Genomic DNA, 16,773 nt, shown 5'->3' with positions numbered 1-16,773 from the left:
GAGCCTCTGTCGGTTCGGTTCGTCCGACTGCACAGCACAGGGCGTTGAGCAGGTGTCCCACATCACAGCGGAGACGCATGTGAGTGACCGGTTGCCGCTGTACGGGTATGCCCGTTCGGCCTGGGCCGATGAATGCAGGTGTCCTACGAGGAGCTCATCGCCCAGTTCCGCAACAGCTGCATGTCCTTGACCACGACTACTCTGCGAGCCGTCTCCACCGCGCCGGCGTCACGCAGCCGCTGCAGCCCGGTGATTACCGCGTTGCGGGTCACTCCGATTGCCTGGGCGATCTCCTCCTGACTCAGACCGGTCAGCCGTACGACATCCGACTTGGTGCCGAAAGCGTTGAGCTCGACCAGCCGCAGAAGGGCTCGTGCAAGCCGGACGACCAGCGGCAGGGTCAGCAGCTCGGTGCGGTGTATATCGGACTCTCGCAACCGGGAGAGGGCCTGACGCATCAAATCCATGATGAGTCCATGATCTTCGACGAAGCGGCGGAACCGCTCAGCCTCCAGCACGACGGCCGTACAGGGGGTGAGAGCGACTACTTCCGCCGTCCGCAGGGTGTCGTGGAAGACGGAAACCTCGCCCAGCAAGTCACCCGGCCCCCGGAAGGCCAGCCAAGTTACGACTCCGCCCGGCTCCCGTCGTACAACCTTGGCAAGACCGGCGGTGAGGGCGAGCAGGTGTGTCCCCGCAGAGCCCTGCCTCAGCATCACGCTGCGTTCGCGAAAGGTGCGGGTCGGCCCTTGGTCCCGGAGCTCGTGCCACGCCTTGTCCGACAGCACTCGTTGCCTTTCCCGTCCGCCCCTGCCTCTCATGAGTTCTACGCTGCCTCGACCGCATCCACTGCCGGTCCAGCGACTGTGTCCGATAAACGCCGCTCCCTGTACGGCACCAAGCGGCGCGCTGATCTGCAGCCGCTACCAACACTTTCGCAACGGACATCAGGTCAGTCGGGGCGCGGCCCGCCCTGATATGGGCTTCGGCGACACGGCGCCGGCGGACCCGGACTCCGCCCGGACCACCCGTGTGCGGCGCGACAGCGGGAGCTTCGGTCGGCGTTAACGAAAACGTCGAACGATATTAAGTAACGGCTCGTCAGATCCGCCCTACCATGATCAGGACGCGGAGATTCCGCCATGGCCTCGAGCTTCCTTTCCACTCGGCCCGCACATGAGCCGCACATCTTGCTCATGTCGTGGAGGACGCGCTCTCCGCGTCGCGTCCGCCGGCAGCCGCGCGCCACCGCACTACTCGACAGGTCCTCAATGAATCGTCAGGGCTGGTCCATCCGACGTAAGTTCACCGCGCTTCTCCTGCTTCCACTGGTGTCACTGGCCGCGCTCTGCGGCTACGCCGCCTACCTGGCTCTCGGCAACGCGTTGACCCTCTCGCGCGTGGACACCATCGGCAATCACCTCGCCGCCCCCCTCGGCCGCGCCGTGGTGGCCCTCCAGACCGAACGGCGGGAGGCGGTCGTGGCGGCCACCGTGCCGGACGGCGACACCGCGTCGCTGGCCGCCGGGCGCGCGGCCAGCGACGCGGCGATAGCGGCGTTTCTGAAGGAGGCGCACAACGACGAGGTGCGCCGCGCGGAGAGCGACTCGGTGCGCGAGGGTGTCGACCGCGCCGAGGAGTCCCTCGCCACCCTGACCGGTATCCGACGCGGGACCGACGCGGGCACCAGCTCGCCGGACCAGATCATGGCCGCCTACACGGGCATCAACGACGACATCGCCGAGGCGCTGCGCACCATGACGATCCTCCCGGACCAGGACGCTCAGGAGTTCGGCCAGGCCCTCTACACCCAGGTGCCCGCTGGCGACCTCCTTTCCCAGGAGGACGCGCTGATCTCGGCCACCGCCGCCACCCCCGACCGCCGGCTGAGCCCCGCCGCCTACCGCACCCTGGTCCAGACCATCGGTGCACGGCGGCTGCTGAGCGCCGAGGTGATCGCCCGGCTGCCCACCGACCAGCGCAAGCCCTTCCTGGAGCTCGCCGCCCCCGGCGGGACGATGGCCAAGGTCGCCGCCCTGGAGGACAGCCTCATCGACGCGGGCCCGACCGCCCGCACGCTCCCCTTCACCCTCGCTCAGTGGCGTGCCGCCTTCGACGCCACGGCCAAGGTGACCAGTACGACCGCCCTCGACTACATCCACCTGGTGTTCACCCGAACCGGCCCTCCAGCCCGCCGCGCCTTCATCGAACTCATCGTCGCGGGCACGCTCAGCCTCGCCTCGCTGATCGTCTCGGTCGTGATGTCGATCCGCATGGCACGCTCCCTCGTCGGCGACATCAACCGCCTCAACACCTCCTCGCGCAACCTCACCGACGACCAACTCCGCGACGTCGTGGGCCGACTGCGCCGAGGCGAGACGGTGGACGTCCACACCGGTATGAAGAGCCCCGTCTTCGTCAACCGGGAGATGGCGGAACTGGGTGCCGCCTTCGACGCGCTGCAACGCACCGCCGTGGACCTCGCCCGGGAGGACGTCCGCCTGCACCAGGGCATCAACCAGCTCTTCGTCAACCTCGCCCGCCGCAGCCAGGTTCTCATCCACCGGCAGCTCAGCCTGCTCGACGTGATGGAACGCCACGAGGAGGACGCCAACGCCCTGGACCGGCTCTTCGAACTGGACCAGCTCGCCACCCGCATGCGGCGCTACGCCGAGGGCCTGCTGATCGTCTCCGGTTCCGCGCCGGGCCGGTTCTGGCGCCGGGCGGTCCCCGCGGTGGACGTCGTCCGCGGCGGCATCGCGGAGACCGAACAATACGCGCGGGTCGTCGTACTGCCCGTCCCCACGGTGGGCATCCAGGGCCGTGCCGCCGCCGACGTCATCCACCTGCTCGCCGAGCTCATCGAGAACGCGGAGATGTTCTCGCCCTCCGACAGCGAGGTCCGGGTCAGCGTGGGCAACGCGGCCAGTGGCCTGGTCATCGAGATCGACGACCGCGGCCTCGGTATGCCGCCCGAGGAACTGGCCGCGGCCAACCGGCGCCTCAGCGCCCCGCTGGACGTCACCACCCTGGACAGCACCCGTCTCGGCCTGATCACCGTGGGCCGCCTGGCCCATCGCCACGGCATCGAGGTGACCCTGCGCCGCTCGCCCTACGGCGGCGTCAACGCGGTGGTCCTCATCCCGGACGACCTGCTGGAGCGGACCCAGCCCCCGTCAGAGCCCCCGGCCCCGCCGACCCTTGAGGCCCTGGCCCCGGCACCCACGGGCCAACCGACACCCGCACCGGCTCACGCGGCGCCGGCCCCGGTGGCGGCCCCGGCACCCGCCCCCACCCCGATGGCGGCTCCGCCCCGCCCGGCACAAGCACAGGCACAGGCACCGGCACCGGCACAGGCACAGGCACCGGCACAGGCACAGGCACCGGTACAGGCACAGGCACCGGCACCGGCGCGCCCCCGCCCTGCCGCAGGTCCCATCCCAGCGCAGGGCGGCATGATTGACGGCCTCCCGGTCCGCGTACCCCAGGCGAATCTCTCGGACGAGGTCACCGTGGGCGGCGGTACCGGCGGTCGCGGACAACTCATGGACTGGGGCCGCACCGACTACGAGCGGCGTGTCGGCCCACCGGCGGCGGCACGGGTACCCGGACGGGCACCGGCAGCGGCACCGGGACCGGCACGGGCAGCAGCCGGGGCGGCGACGCGCGGCCCCGCCGTCTCCCAGCCCTCCCCGGGCGAACGGCTCCGCGACCGCGTGGCCGAACGCCCCGATCAGGTCCGTTCGATGATGTCCGCCCTCCAGGCGGGCGCGGCCCGCGCCCGGGTGGAGCAGTACGCCGTCCCCGGCGACCCGGCGGGCCGGCCGCGTGGCGACGCCCTCGGCCACGACGCGCACACCGCCTTCCCCGCCCACACCCCCACTCCCAGAAAGCGTGGTTGACAGCGTGGCTGACATGACCCAGGTCGGCCCGTCCGAGACGGGCTCCCAACTCGACTGGCTGCTGAGCGACATGGTGCGCAACGTGCCGGAGATCGGCCACGCCGTCCTGCTGTCCACGGACGGGCTGCTACTCGGTGCTTCCGAGGCACTCGACCGTGACCATGCCGAACGGCTCTCTGCGGTTGCCTCCGGTTTCCACAGCCTCGCCAAGGGCGCCGGCCGCCACTTCGGCGGTGGTGCGGTGCTCCAGACCATGGTGGAGATGGAGGGCGGCTTCCTGTTCGTGTGCGCGGCGGGCGACAACTCCTGTCTGACGGCGCTGACCCGCCAGGGCGCGGACATCGGCGTCGTCGCCTACGAGATGGCCATGCTGGTCAAACGTCTCGGCTTCCACATGTCGGTCGAATCCCGATGACCCATGCGCAATGGGTGGACGAGGCGGCCGGCCCGGTTGTCCGCCCGTACGCCATGGTGCGAGGACGGACCCGCAACGAGGGCTACTTCTTCGACCTGGTGGCCTTCGTGATCGCGACGGCCGACACCCTCCAGCACGAGGTGGAGATGCAACCCGAGCACCGGGCGATCCTCGCCCTCTGCCGCAGACCGCGCCCGGTGAGCGAGGTGGCGGCGCACATGAACCTGCCGGTGGGGGTCGTACGTGTCCTGCTCGGAGACCTCTTCAACGCCCAGGCCATCCGGGTGCGGCAGCCCGCCGACCCGGCGGCGCGGCCCAGCGTCCGCATGATCAGAGAAGTACTCGAAGGACTGCGCGCACTGTGAGTGTGAGACGGAAAGGCAAGCCCGCCATGTCTGATATGCCGCAAACGGAACTGCCGGACGCCGCGAAAATCCTGGTGGCAGGGGGATTCGGGGCGGGGAAGAGCACGCTGGTCTCCACGGTCAGCGAGATCGTTCCCTTCCACACGGAGGAGACGCTGACGCGGTCCGGCATCGACGTGGACGATCTGTCAGGTGTCGAACGGAAGGGCACCACCACGGTGGCCATGGACTTCGGCCGGATCACCATCCACAACCGTCTCGCGCTCTTCCTGTTCGGCACCCCCGGCCAGGACCGCTTCTGGTTCATGTGGGACGAACTGGCCGCCGGGGCGCTCTGCGCGGTCGTCCTGGCCGACACCCGGCGGCTGCCCGACTGCTTCTCGGCCGTCGACTACTTCGAGCGCAGCGGCCTGCCCTTCGTGGTCGCCGTCAACTGCTTCGAGGGCGCCCGCCAGTACCCGGCGGAGACGGTGCGTCAGGCACTGACGCTGGGCCCGCACGTACCGGTCCTGCTCTGCGACGCCCGCCTGCGCACCTCGGTCAAGGAGACGTTGATCCAAGCGGTCGAACACGTTCTGGCGGTGGAGACTCGGCGCGGGGCCGCGGTGTAGGAGACGAACACGCTCCGGGACCCGCCCACCAGGACAAGCCGGGCACCGCCCTCGACTCCGGCGGGAGGGTCTTGGAGCTGTCGGGTTCAGCCGTTGACGGCCCGCCAGGGCCCCGGGTGAGGGATTCCGTGCTGGCCCAGGTGGTTCTGGGATGCGGTCGGCGGTCGAGACACAGGTGCGGCGTCGGCTGATGACGTGCCACTGAGGCGCTCGCTTCCGGTACTGCACCAGGCCCTGGAGTGGGCCCAGGACCTGGTCGGCGGGCCGTTCCACCAGCACCGTGCGAGTGGGCAGGACACCGTTCCACCGGTTGCGGCCGCCGCCTGCTTCCTGGGTGGCGGCCGGCGCCTGCTTGCCCGCCGGGCGCGCCGTCGGCACGGTGAGCCGTGAGGTCGTTCTGCCTTTGCTGCTCCGCCGCCAGGTCACCTCGGTGAACCGGGCCGCGCCGGTCTGGGCGGCGTGCGGCGAGAGCGCCGGTGGCGGGGTCCGGTCGCGCGGCAGGGTCGGTGCTCCGAGCCCGCCGTAGCCGGCGTCGGCGACCACGGCCGGGGCCTTCAACCGCCAGTCGGCGAGTGTGCCGAGCAGTCCCGGGGCCGGGCGCCGTTTCCCCTGGTGGCCGGTGCCGTCCGGAACTCCTGCTCTGCGGCAGCGGTCCGGCCCGCCCGCCCCTTCCCGGGGGAGATGCAGCCGCCGGTCCAGCGGTCAGGAAGCGGTGTCGGTGGCGGCGTGGACGCCGACCGCGACCTGGCAGTTCACCCGCTTGCCCAGCGCACCGCAGCACCGCCGGGCGACCCCCACCGAAGCGGTGCCGCACCTCGAAAACGACACATCCTCGACCACCCGCGCCTCGGGCCCGACCGCCTCGGACAGCCGCCGGGCGGTCGATCCGCCGCCGCACCGGCAGCGGAGCCCACGGCGACTGGTTCACGAACTGCCGCAGGGCCTGCACGGTGCCGCCGGCGGACGCCCGGCCATCGGTCGGATCGACTTGCGCCGGCCGTCCAGCATCAGACCCCGCAGACAACACCCGCCCCACCGCCGCCGATCCCGCCACGACAACGAGACGAACACACCGGCAACGAACTCCGCCCCCTCACCCCGGAGCCGTTCCACCTCCCCCGGCCTCACACCGGAAAGATTCCCACCACCAGCAGCAGCGATCACCCAACGTAACGAAGCGCTACTGATTGACGGGTGACTTCGGCTTGCCCGCACGCTGATCCAGGACCCCTGTGGCCCGGTTGGGGCCATCGGCGTAGAGCGGGCCGCCTCCTCTGCCGCGCTGGGATGCCTGCCCCGGGAGCTCGGGCCGCACTCCGCCTGCGGCCGGCTGACGCGTCACTACCGGCGGAAACCGCCATGTACGGGGCCCGTGCCGGGCCGCCCTCAGTGAGGGACAGCCGTGACCGAGACCACGAACGTCGAAGGCCCCTTGAACCCAGGAACCCAAGAAGAGCTGCGGGGGCCTTCGGCGTATTGCCCGGTGAGAGCAATGGCGGAGGCTACGAGATTCGAACTCGTGAGGGGTTGCCCCCAACGCGCTTTCCAAGTCTTCGTCCGGACGTCCGGAGACGATCAGGTGCGTAATGACCTGCGACGGTTCAGGAGACTGTCGCCCATTCGGATGGCGTCGTACAGAGGTGAATGAGACCAGAACTGAGACCACGAGTCTTGTCGGGCAGATTCGGGCAGTCGTGATCGAGTCAAGGCAGCTTGAGTTGTCGGCCTTGCTCAGGCGGAATGCTTGGCGAGGTCGTAATACGCGTCATACACTGCTGGTATGCCGAAGACGAGGATCAGTATCAGCCTGGACAGTGAGCATGCCGAGCGCATCCGGACCCACGCGGAGCGGGCTGGAATGGATGTGTCCGCTTATCTCGTCAACGCTGCGACCCGGCAGATGGCCGAGGCGGAAGCGGCGGAGGCCCAGTTCGCCCGACTTGACGCGGTGATCGCGGCAGCTGAGGCGGAGGCTGCCGCACTGGCACCGCTGCCTGAAGTCGCCGACGACGACCTCACGGAGCAGGAGCGGCAGGAGGTGCAGGAGGCTATGGGGCTCATCTATGGTGCCGAGGGTCCTGCTACCCGATCCGGTAACGCGGCGTGACTGTCCGGGTGCCGGTCTACGACACCGGCATGCTGATCGCGCTCGCGGACCGCAAGGCGAAGGCCGTGCGTCTGCATGCCGGCCTTCGGGAGACGCCGCATCGGGCGCTCGTGCTCGGACCGGTACTGGCACAGGTCTGGCGGCCCAGCCCCGCCACGGTGCATGCCCTGACCGGGGTGATGAAGGATTGCACGGTGCCTCAGACTCGTAGTTCGGCCCCAGCCATGCGCCCTACCAGTGTGGGGCAGACGGCCTGCATCATGTGCGCCACCGGTCCTGACATCACCGAATGGCAACGCATTGGAAGCGCACTCGGTGCGGCAGAGCTGCCCCCGAAGAAGCGGCCGGACGCTGTGGATGCCCTGGTGGCTCTCACAGCCGCCCGACACGGCAGTGCCGTGGTCTTCACCAGTGATCCGGCCGACCTCGACGCCTATCTGAAGGCACTGGATGCCCAGGACGTGCACGTGGTGCAGATCTGAGCACCGATCGGCAGTTGGTCAACGTCGAAGGCCCCCACAGCAAGCTGCGGGGGCCTTCGACATCGTGCCCGGTGAGGCACTGGCGGAGGATACGAGATTCGAACTCGTGAGGGGTTGCCCCCAACACGCTTTCCAACTGTTCGTCAGGGTTCGGTTGGGTTCGTGGCTGTACTGACCTGCTGCGTAGCGCGGCCGGTCGGGCTGCTCGGACCCCCGCGAACGGAGGTGAATGCAACCCGAACTGCAACCCTCCTGCGCCCAGGCCGGCCCCTCTCGGTATCGGCCTGGCGGCTGATCCGGCAGTGCCCGCGTCCGCTCCGTTTCGGGGCACAGTCAAATCTGGCGATCGGGTGGACGACCGGGTGCCGAACGTACAGAGTCGTTGGTGTGGCTGCTGGGGCGGGCGACGGGGGCGGAGCATCCGGTAAGTCGGAGGTGGGGCATGGACAGTAACGAGTACGACGAGTATGAGGCCCTACTTCCTGGCCTTCCTCGGACTCGCGGCGGCCCTGACCTGCTACAAGAAGCTCGCAAAACCCGCCATGTGAGACACCCTCTTATACGGTGTTCGAGGATGACATGGAGGCGTATCTCGTCGAGAATTGGCCGGCATGGGTTGAGCGTCGCAAAGAGTTGGCGAAGCAGGGCGACGGGTACGTGGCCGACTGCAAGCACGCTCCGACGTACGCGGAGGCCGCTCGGACTGCTGGCGGAGAGCCGAAGCTTCTGTACTCGCTGATGGAGAACGTGATGGCACTGGTCAGCTAAGCGCTTCGCATCAGATCGTGCGTTTCCTTCAGGAGTCGCGACAGCGAGACGCTAGCGAAGATGGGAACGCGGCACGCCGGTATGGCACCGCGATGGCCAGCTTCGACGCGGACTCGCCGGTCCAAATCTCCGGATACGGCGGGGCGATGGCAGGAAACGTCCCTCATGCTAGGAGGGCGAGTTGACCGGCACCCGCGCCTTCACCACCCTCCGATCACGAGGTGATCTTCTCGTTGTGCGGTGCTTAGAAGTCATCTCAATTGGCTCGGTAGGCTGTGGGTCGTGGCGAGGATCGTTGAGCGGCTGGTGCCGGATGAGTTGTGGGAGCTGTTCCAGCGGGTGGTGCCGGAGGCGCCCTCGCGGCCTCAGGGTGGTGGTCGGCGTCGGCACGGCGACCGTGAGGTGCTGGCCGCGATCGTGTTCGTGGCGACCTCCGGCTGCACGTGGCAGCAGCTGCCCGCCGCGTCGTTCGGGCCGTCCGGCGCGACGGCCCACCGCCGGTTTTCCGAGTGGACCAAGGCCCGGGTGTGGGCCAAGCTGCACCGCCTGGTCCTGGACGAACTCGGCTCCCGGGGCGAGCTGGACTGGTCCCGTTGCGCGATCGACTCGGTGAACATGCGGGCCCTGAAAAGGGGGACCTGACGGGTCCGGATCCTGTCGACCGGGGTAAGTACGGGTCAAAGATCCACCTGATCACCGAGCGGACCGGTCTGCCCATCTCCGTCGGAATCTCCGGCGCCAACCTCCACGACAGCCAGGCCCTGATCCCGCTCGTGAAGGGCATGCCCCCGATCCGCTCCCGCCGCGGCCGACGCCGCCGCAAGCCCGGCAAGCTCCACGCCGACAAGGGCTACGACTACCGCCACCTGCGGCAATGGCTCTCCCGCCGGGGCATCCGGCACCGCATCGCCCGCAAGGGCGTCGAGACCTCGCAGCGGCTCGGACGGCACCGATGGACCATCGAACGCACCATGGCCTGGCTCGCCGGCTGCCGCCGACTCCACCGCCGCTACGAACGCAAGGCCGACCACTTCCTCGCCTTCACCAGCATCGCCTGCACCCTGATCTGCTATCGCAGACTCACCAAATGAGATGACTTCTTAGCCCCTGGTGGGGTAGGCGAGGAGTTCACGGTCCACCAGGACTAGGCCCTGGTACTCGTTTACCAATACCGGAGCGACGTCGAGCCCGGCGGGCCTGTCCCTGCCGGTCCGGGCGTCAAGGGCCACCGCGGTGGTCGACGAGGCCCGGGCGTAGATCCTGCCGTGCCAGGATGTTGTGACATCCGGGGCGAAACGGCCATCGGCCTGGTCGTCCTCCAGCCGCCAGAGTTCCTTGCCGCTGGTGGAGTCCAGGGCGACGAGGCGGTTCTGAGACGTGCAGACAAGAGTCTTGGCCTGGTCGAACGGGCAGCTCAAATTATCCAGGCCCTCGGGCACGTTCGCCTGTACCTTGCCGGTGCCAGGCTTCAGGAGCCGGTCGAAGCGCGTGCCACCGTCGCCGGCGTAGCCCCGCACCCGGACGAGGGACGGGCCGGCAGACTCGACGGTAGTGTCACCGATGTTCTTTTCTGTTCGCCACTTCTCCTCGCCGGTGGCCGGGTCGGCCCCGACCAGCTGGTCGGGGCCGTATCCGCCGAGAATATCGACGCCTACCGCAGCCTCGGCGGTGACGGCCCGCGTCCGGATGTTCTGTGCTGTCCACCGCACCTGGTGCGTGGCGATGTCGATACCGGCCGTCGCCGCGTTGTAGCCGGTGTACACGGTCACGATGACGTTGCCGCCCGCGAAGCCGACCACGTGAGCCTCGGGCGTGGAGTTGTCCCGCTGTGCCCATGCTCGCGGGATTTCGAGCGATGTACTCCAGGCGGCCTTTCCTGTCTCTGGCGTGGTGGCGATGACCTCAAGCTCCATCGAGGCAGACTGCGTTCCAGCGCCGGGCTGTCTGGTGACGAACGGCGTCACGACCAGGGAGCCGTCGGCCGACACGAGCGGCGCGGTCGCATCATCGTCCTCGCCCAGAGCCTCCGCGCGCGGGCGCGCCACCGCCACCACCTTCCCGGTGGTCAGGTCCACGGTCTGCATTCGGTCGGCGGAGGCCACATACGCCGACGTACGGTGCAGGGCCACCGCGAGGTCACGCACATCGCCCAGCAGATTGGTCCGGTCCGCCGTCGCCTCCGGCGGCAGGGCCACCGCGCCCCGGGCCGTGAACGACTCCGGCGGATCGTGCGGAACGCGCTCCGCCTTCCCCTTTTCTGCGGGCCCCTTCGAGGAAGAAGCCGACGGCCCCCCGTCTGCCGGACCCCTGTCCGCCGGCGCACCGCAGGCTGACAGGCCAATGGCGAGAAGTGCAACAAAACAGAACCGCCGCGCGCGCATGAACTCCCTTTCCACCCGCAGCGAGGCAACGCTGCCGCTGATGATCAAACCGCAGCATGTCACGCCCCGCACACGGTCGGATGCGGGTGCTCGGACACTGGCCGAAAGCCGACGGACGAGCCGCGTGCCCCGCACAGGACGCTGACTGGGACACGCCGGTGGGAGAACTGCCCGTCGGCCTTCTACGATCGGCGGTCAACCTGGCGCTGTTCCCACTCTGAGCAAGATCCGTTTGAAGCCGGGCCCTAGCGGCCGCAGTTCCGGAGTTCCCCGGCGGACTCGCGGTGGCGCTGGTCACCGCTTTGGTATCCCGGGCCCTGCATTTGAGACACGCCCGTCGGGCGGTCTCGGCTGCTGTTGAGGAAGAGCGCGACTGACGTTTCACTTGTCGGCTCCGGGCACCTTGCGCGTTGGCTCTACTCTTCGTGGCCGCCCTGCAGGATTGCCGCCCTGGCTGCCCAGGCCAGGATGCTCTGCCCGCGCATGGATAGTCCGATCCGGTTCCAGTGGAAGATCACGTGATAGCTGAGCACCTGTCGCAGCCCGCGGTCGAGTGTTCCGTCTTGGACGCCGCCGGCGAGGGCTTGGCCGACGCTGTGAAAAGCGGCGACCCACTCGGCGATGGGTTCCAGCGGGCCCCCGGGGCGCAGCAGGGTGTCGCTGTCGGCGAGAAGCAGGGGCCGGATCTCGCGGGCTCGGGTGTTGAGCCGTTCCGGCGGAACGTCGCTGGTGGCCGAGCGGTGTTCCGTCGTGATGACGCGGTCCCAGACATCGCCCTGCTCGTACCACTCCAACCGTGCGGCGCGCATCATGATTGTGCACAGCAGGACAGACAACTCCCTGGGCCCGATGGCGAGATCGTCGCGCAGGCGCAACTGCTGGATCTCTCGGCTGTCGGTGACGAACAGAGCGTGCGCGGCCGTCATGCTGGTCTTCCCGCCGAACGCTGGCGTCTCCGGTTCGTAGATGCCGGGCCACCAGCGCTGAAGGTGTCCGTCGGATACGAGGCGTTCGAAGCCGTCCCCGATGGTCAGCTTGGCGCCGCTCAGGGGCTGGACCCGGAGACGCAGCCGCCAGCAGGGGTGCTTTCTGGTGTACCACCAGCCGTCGATCGCGCCGACGGCTTCCGCCGCGCGCAGGATGGGCAGGACATGCGCGGCGAAGGTGCTGTCGGCGTTCGACCAGTCCGTGAAGTGGAGGTACGTCTGCCACCAGTCGGTGGTGGCCGCGTGGCGGACCAGGGCTTCCCGGCCGGCCTGGTCGTAGACCGCGACCGCGTCGGAGAGGACCACGGGGTCCATCCGGTACTGGCGTGCTGCGTCGGCGAGCGGGAGACCGGTCAGGACGGCGAGGACTGCGTGCTGCGCCGGACTCGGCTCGGTTTGCTGAGTCAGTTGATCAAGAGACATGCGTCCCATCCAGTGCTCGGCGCCTGCTGCGAGGCGAACGTGGTGAGGGCGAGCGCGGTGCCGGCGGCACCGTTGATCAGGCCGGGAGCCAGTGAGGAGCTGGGCTGGCCGGATGCGGTGAGGGCGTCACCAAGGCGCTCCGGGAGGGCGTGAAGTCGCAGGTCGAGAGCGTCTGCGGTTGCGCGGTGAGCTGTCTGGTAGATGCCTGCCCATCCGTGGCAGAGGCCGCTGTCAGTGACCAGGGTGAGTTGCGCGGGATCGGACAAGGCTCGATACAGGGCGTCCTCGTAGAACTTCTGAAGCGTGGGTGAGCGCAGGGCGATCCCCGCGAGCTGGCCTGCCCGTGCGATGCCTGTCGTGCCGTAGCACCAGCTCGGGCGGGCGGGGGCGTCGTGATGTGGCCGGCCGCGGTCGAGGTCGCGCCGGGAGATGTGCTCGGGCCACCACGGGCCGGAGTCACCGTGCTGGCACCAGGCGTCGAGGTGGGCGCAGATGGTGAACATGGCGTCTTGATGGCCATGGACGGTAATGCCACGCCGCAGGGCCTGGGCCAGGAGGAGAAGCGGGCCAGTGATGCCGTGGGCTGCGCCGAAGTTGCTGTGCCCGCCGGGGAAGTGAGGCGACTCGCCGCGCGCCGGGTCGTGGCGGACCCACCAGCCGGGCAGTCCGCGACCGGCGGGGGCGAGCGGCCGGGTCAGGGCGACGAGGTACTGCAAGATCCTCTCCAGGGCTGGGCCCTCGGACTCGGTGCGCAGGAGGTAGGCACCGATCCCCGTGAGGCCGTAGAAGAGGTCGTACTCCGCGAAGGTCGGCAGGTCTCCCCTGTCGATGCGGGCGAGCGCGGCGTCCACGCGGCGGTTGGCGAGGTCGGTGATGTTCTGGTGCAGGATCGCGCGCGCCGAGGCGTACAGATGCTGGTAGGCCGGAGGGACGGCGGTGAGGACGAAGCCGACGGCCGGGGCACCGAGGAGCAGGCCCGTCTGGTCGGCCGCGCTGAAGGGCTCGGAGGCCGCGCTCGTGATCCACCGGTGGGCGGAGAGCCAGGAGCCGCCGTACCGGCTGGCCGTCTCGATGTGCAGCAGGCTGATTCCGGCTGCGCCGTCGGCGAGCGATTGCACAGCCCAGGGCTCCTCCGGGGGCGGGGGAGGGGGCTCCGCCAGATGGGCGGAGTACTGCTCCAGGATCGCTGCGGCGGTGGCGGCCAGTGTGGTCATCGGGCCGCCATCCGGTGCTGGAGGGCCGCCGTTCGCACGAGCCGGATCGTGGTCTCCTCGGTGCGGGGATCGACGCCCAGAGCCCGAACGTGGTGCTGGTGCAGCAGCGACCGGACGACGTCGAGCGGATCACGCTCACCGGCCAGACTGTTCCGGTAGGTGTCCACGGCGACCGCGCGGGCCCGCCACGCTTCGGTGACCGGCGGGCCGCCGGGGAGGGCCGCGAGCGAGGAGGCGCCGTTCGGCGAGACAAGTTCGAGCACCTGGCTGCGCAGGGTCCGGTTCAACCGCCCGGTGCCCTGGGGGAGGTTGCGCACCAGCCACTCTTCGGCCGCCGCGGTGTCCGGTGCCAGGGGGGTGACGAGGTGCAGGGCGCTGGCTGCGGCGAGGGCTTGCGGGGCGAAGGCATCGGTGCGCTCAGTGAGCTGGATCTGCGCGAGGGCGGCGGCGGAGTCCGCGGCGAATACCTGGTGTGCGGCGTCCATGGCTCCCTCGCTGCCGAAGCGCCCAGTTTGCGGCTGGTAGGGAGCCAGGACGAGCCCGGACGCCAGACCCATCCTGTGCAGGCTGTCCGCCCAGGCCCGGACGTGCTGTGCGCCGGCCCCGTGCGTGTCCGGCGGCAGGTGCAGCGTGAGGTCGAGGTGCTGATCGGCGTCCGGCCGGGCCATTTCCCGGTGGCGGGTGAACCACCAGGCCGGCGGCTCCTCCCCGAACGCGGCGAGCAGGTGGGGGAGGTGGTGGCTCAGGATCTCGTTGTAGCGGCGCGGTTGGGCGTGGAGCTGTGCGTGAAGAACGTCGCCGCCGCCCGGCAGATGCCGTTCGGCTCCCGGCGACGTAGTGGAGCGCGGCCGGGGCACGTAGGGGGCGTCCGGCTCGGAACGGCCCAGGGAGAGCCAGATCTCGTGTGCCCGTCCGATCCATCCGTGGGCGTCTGCGTCCGGGACCTCGCGCAGTTCCACGCGCCGGGCGTTGTCGAGGTGGGCGCGCAGGACCCCGAGGTGGACCGGGTGGGTGAGGTCGAGTGGGAGGCGCTGGTCGTACTCGATGACGGCGACCTGCATCGGGACCCGCAGCCGGTCCCGCCAGGCGGTGAAGGCGTCCTCCCACTCCTGCCTCGGGGTTTTCCGGCCGGGCAGGTCTTCGGCCATCAGTAGCCATCGGGCCTGCGTGAGGATCGTGCGGCGGTAGCGGACCCGGGGGAGGAACGGGAGCCGGGAACCGGCACCGAAGTCGAACGGCTTGTAGGCGGCGTACCGCCCGTTGGCCACCTCGGCGAGGAAACGAGCCAGTGGCGGGGTCTGGGTTCCGCCTTCCAGGGCGTGCAGGACCCGCACGTCGATGCGCCGGCCGGTGGAGAGCTGCACGAGATGGAAACTGCGCGGGTCGGCGGTGACGGCGATGTCGGCGAGCCGGATCGTCGTCTCGCCACTCTCCTGGTGGCCGGACAGCTCGATGATGTGCGACAGCAGTCGCGATGTGCGGGTGACGTTCTCGTTGCGGTGCCGACGCGGTGGGAACACGAGCTGCGCCGTGAGGCGGTCCGGTGCCCCGCGATAGGTGGAGGCGAGGGCGTCTTGGTGCTCGGGCGGCAGGACATGGGCGAACCGCCCCGCCATGCTGCTGCCGGGGCGGGGCGCCGCAGTGAGCAGGAGGTTGAAGGTGCCGTTGGACAATGCCCGGGTGCTGGGGGCGTGGACTTCGAAGGCGGCCTCCACCCGGGGCACGAACAGCCGCTCGTCCGTTCCGGCGGCCTTCTCCAAGGCGTTGACCATGTCGTCCGTCAGTCGCAGTTCCTCGCGGCCGTCGAGGAGGACTTGTTGCATCAGTGCGAGCAGCAGCTCGTCGCGGTCGGTGCGTACCTTCAGGGTGGCACTGCGTTCGGAGCCGATAAAGCCGGCGGGCAGCCCGAGGCCGCTGTCGGCAACCAGGTCCATCACCGGCACCAAGGCGCCGACGCCGTACCGAGCCCGGAACCGGCGGTGGTAGTCGCGCCAGTGCTGGTAGCCGTAAGGCTGCGGGGTGGTCCGGTAGAGGGCCGACACGGCTGCCTGCGCTTCCGCGATCACGGCCTGCGGGAGCTGGGTCTCGCAGTCGAGGGCGGTGTCAATGAGCAACGGTGTCGGCGTGACGGCGGTGAGGGCGCGCATCCGCGCGGCGATGGCGCTCATGCTGGTGTCGGAGAGTGTCGGCAGGTGGGCGGACACCTCGTCGCGTAGCGCGTACAGCTCGTGGACCAGGTCCCGCACGTCGGGGATGCTGTCCGCGCCGTGCCGTTCCAGTTCGTGGCACAGGTGCTGGAGGGCGTCCACCGTGGTCATGGGCGCCCACAGGCCGGTGATGAGGAACTGCTGCTCGACCAGGCTGGTGAGAAGCGCGTCGATCTGCTCCGGTGTGGCCTGCGGGAAGCTGTCGCGCAGGTGGCTGTGCAGGGCACCGTAAGGGATGGGAGTGCGGGCGGCGTCCATGGCGGCGGCTACCGGCCGGGTGTTGCGGACGGATAGCTCGACCGGGGCCAGCAGGACGGCGTGCCCGTCGGAGGGTGGGCCCGGCGCCACGAGCCGATCGCCCCGCGTGTGGGCGGCGTTGTTGCCGACGAGCGGGAGCCGCGTCAGTAACGCGGGGCTGCGCTGAAGCTGGAGGACCATGTCGGTGACCCACTCGGAGTCCGGCCGGATCAGCACGTGGTGCTTGTCGCGCCACCGCGCAGTCGCCCGGGACCCGACCGTCACCGGGGCGGTGCCGGCGAACAGGCCCAGCGGGGTCGGCCGGTGCTGCCACCGCAGGAGATAGGAAACCGTCGATACCGCAGTGCGGCGGACGTGACGGGGCTCGGTCTGCCGGCCCTGGACGACTGCTTCGACGGCGTCGGACAGGACGGGGGTCGCCAGCTCCAGCGCGCTGCGGAAGTCCTCGCGCTGCCAGATGCGGTTCAGCCACCCGCGCGTGACGGCCACGTTGTCCAGGTCGAGGGTACGGGGGATGTCTGCCGGCCCGGGGTTGGTGGTGGCGCGCAGCATGGCGGCGCCCTGCCATTGGTAGTCGGCGACTGCTCGGGAAACCATGGGGCCCTCCGTCTGGCGGGGCGGGTGAGGGGCCGGTGGGCCGGGCGAAGCACTTCG

14 protein-coding genes and 2 pseudogenes are annotated in these 16,773 nt (G+C 69.7%); 9 read left to right on the top strand and 7 right to left on the bottom strand.

Annotated features, from left to right (window positions below; translation table 11 throughout):
- Positions 1 to 143 precede the first annotated feature (143 nt).
- Positions 144 to 821, bottom strand: coding sequence for a Crp/Fnr family transcriptional regulator (locus ACWZEH_RS16515; protein ID WP_456199248.1), 678 nt, complete (start codon positions 819 to 821; stop codon positions 144 to 146).
- 450 nt (positions 822 to 1,271) lie between these two features.
- On the opposite strand from ACWZEH_RS16515, the gene ACWZEH_RS16510 reads away from it, so the two are divergent.
- From ACWZEH_RS16510 to ACWZEH_RS16490, 5 genes are all read left to right on the top strand, one after another.
- Positions 1,272 to 3,902: a sensor histidine kinase gene (locus ACWZEH_RS16510; protein ID WP_456199246.1), complete on the top strand. Its 2,631-nt coding sequence runs from the start codon at positions 1,272 to 1,274 to the stop codon at positions 3,900 to 3,902.
- Positions 3,903 to 3,915: 13 nt separating this feature from the next.
- Complete coding sequence (locus ACWZEH_RS16505; RefSeq protein WP_456199631.1) at positions 3,916 to 4,317, top strand: roadblock/LC7 domain-containing protein; 402 nt, start codon at positions 3,916 to 3,918, stop codon at positions 4,315 to 4,317.
- Positions 4,314 to 4,682 (top strand): DUF742 domain-containing protein, encoded by a 369-nt coding sequence (locus tag ACWZEH_RS16500; RefSeq protein ID WP_456199244.1) that lies wholly within the window; start codon positions 4,314 to 4,316, stop codon positions 4,680 to 4,682. The genes ACWZEH_RS16505 and ACWZEH_RS16500 overlap by 4 nt, the downstream gene beginning before the upstream one ends.
- A gap of 26 nt (positions 4,683 to 4,708) precedes the next feature.
- Entirely contained in the window at positions 4,709 to 5,293 is a 585-nt protein-coding gene (locus ACWZEH_RS16495; RefSeq protein ID WP_456199242.1) for a GTP-binding protein, read from the top strand.
- A 195-nt stretch (positions 5,294 to 5,488) separates the two neighbouring features.
- Positions 5,489 to 5,683, top strand: coding sequence for a hypothetical protein (locus tag ACWZEH_RS16490; RefSeq protein WP_456199240.1), 195 nt, complete (start codon positions 5,489 to 5,491; stop codon positions 5,681 to 5,683).
- A 138-nt stretch (positions 5,684 to 5,821) separates the two neighbouring features.
- Here the strand turns inward: ACWZEH_RS16490 and ACWZEH_RS16485 are convergent.
- Both ACWZEH_RS16485 and ACWZEH_RS16480 read right to left on the bottom strand, forming a co-directional pair.
- Positions 5,822 to 5,992 (bottom strand): annotated as a pseudogene (locus ACWZEH_RS16485) (transposase); the annotation flags it as partial.
- A 3-nt stretch (positions 5,993 to 5,995) separates the two neighbouring features.
- Positions 5,996 to 6,544 (bottom strand): annotated as a pseudogene (locus ACWZEH_RS16480) (transposase).
- Positions 6,545 to 7,073: 529 nt separating this feature from the next.
- Between ACWZEH_RS16480 and ACWZEH_RS16475 the strand changes: the two are divergent.
- The 4 genes from ACWZEH_RS16475 to ACWZEH_RS16460 all read left to right on the top strand — a co-directional run bounded on the left by ACWZEH_RS16475 (position 7,074) and on the right by ACWZEH_RS16460 (position 9,741).
- Complete coding sequence (locus ACWZEH_RS16475) at positions 7,074 to 7,400, top strand: hypothetical protein (RefSeq protein ID WP_266071625.1); 327 nt, start codon at positions 7,074 to 7,076, stop codon at positions 7,398 to 7,400.
- Positions 7,401 to 7,429: 29 nt separating this feature from the next.
- Positions 7,430 to 7,882 (top strand): hypothetical protein, encoded by a 453-nt coding sequence (locus ACWZEH_RS16470; protein WP_456199238.1) that lies wholly within the window; start codon positions 7,430 to 7,432, stop codon positions 7,880 to 7,882.
- A 564-nt stretch (positions 7,883 to 8,446) separates the two neighbouring features.
- Positions 8,447 to 8,650 carry a hypothetical protein gene (locus ACWZEH_RS16465; RefSeq protein WP_456199236.1) on the top strand — a complete coding sequence of 68 codons (204 nt, stop codon included), beginning with the start codon at positions 8,447 to 8,449 and terminating at the stop codon, positions 8,648 to 8,650.
- 291 nt (positions 8,651 to 8,941) lie between these two features.
- Positions 8,942 to 9,741 (top strand): IS5 family transposase gene (locus ACWZEH_RS16460; protein WP_456199630.1). Its coding sequence is split into 2 segments (ribosomal slippage): positions 8,942 to 9,277 and positions 9,280 to 9,741, totalling 798 coding nucleotides; the frame shifts between segments, so codons are not numbered across the junction.
- Positions 9,742 to 9,750: 9 nt separating this feature from the next.
- Here the strand turns inward: ACWZEH_RS16460 and ACWZEH_RS16455 are convergent.
- The 4 genes from ACWZEH_RS16455 to ACWZEH_RS16440 all read right to left on the bottom strand — a co-directional run bounded on the left by ACWZEH_RS16455 (position 9,751) and on the right by ACWZEH_RS16440 (position 16,716).
- Positions 9,751 to 11,079: an outer membrane protein assembly factor BamB family protein gene (locus ACWZEH_RS16455; protein ID WP_456199234.1), complete on the bottom strand. Its 1,329-nt coding sequence runs from the start codon at positions 11,077 to 11,079 to the stop codon at positions 9,751 to 9,753.
- Between the two features lie 368 nt (positions 11,080 to 11,447).
- Positions 11,448 to 12,440, bottom strand: a complete 993-nt coding sequence (locus tag ACWZEH_RS16450) for a thiopeptide-type bacteriocin biosynthesis protein (protein WP_456199233.1) — start codon at positions 12,438 to 12,440, stop codon at positions 11,448 to 11,450.
- Complete coding sequence (locus ACWZEH_RS16445; protein ID WP_456199231.1) at positions 12,422 to 13,654, bottom strand: lanthionine synthetase C family protein; 1,233 nt, start codon at positions 13,652 to 13,654, stop codon at positions 12,422 to 12,424. Before ACWZEH_RS16445 ends, ACWZEH_RS16450 begins: the two co-directional genes overlap by 19 nt.
- A complete protein-coding gene (locus tag ACWZEH_RS16440) occupies positions 13,651 to 16,716 on the bottom strand; it encodes a lantibiotic dehydratase (protein ID WP_456199229.1) in 3,066 nt (1,021 codons plus the stop codon). Before ACWZEH_RS16440 ends, ACWZEH_RS16445 begins: the two co-directional genes overlap by 4 nt.
- Positions 16,717 to 16,773: the final 57 nt, after the last annotated feature.

The organism is Streptomyces yamdrokensis (assembly GCF_053890455.1).
Note: the sequence above shows the minus strand (reverse complement) of the source record. Positions and strands in the feature narration are given on the sequence as shown.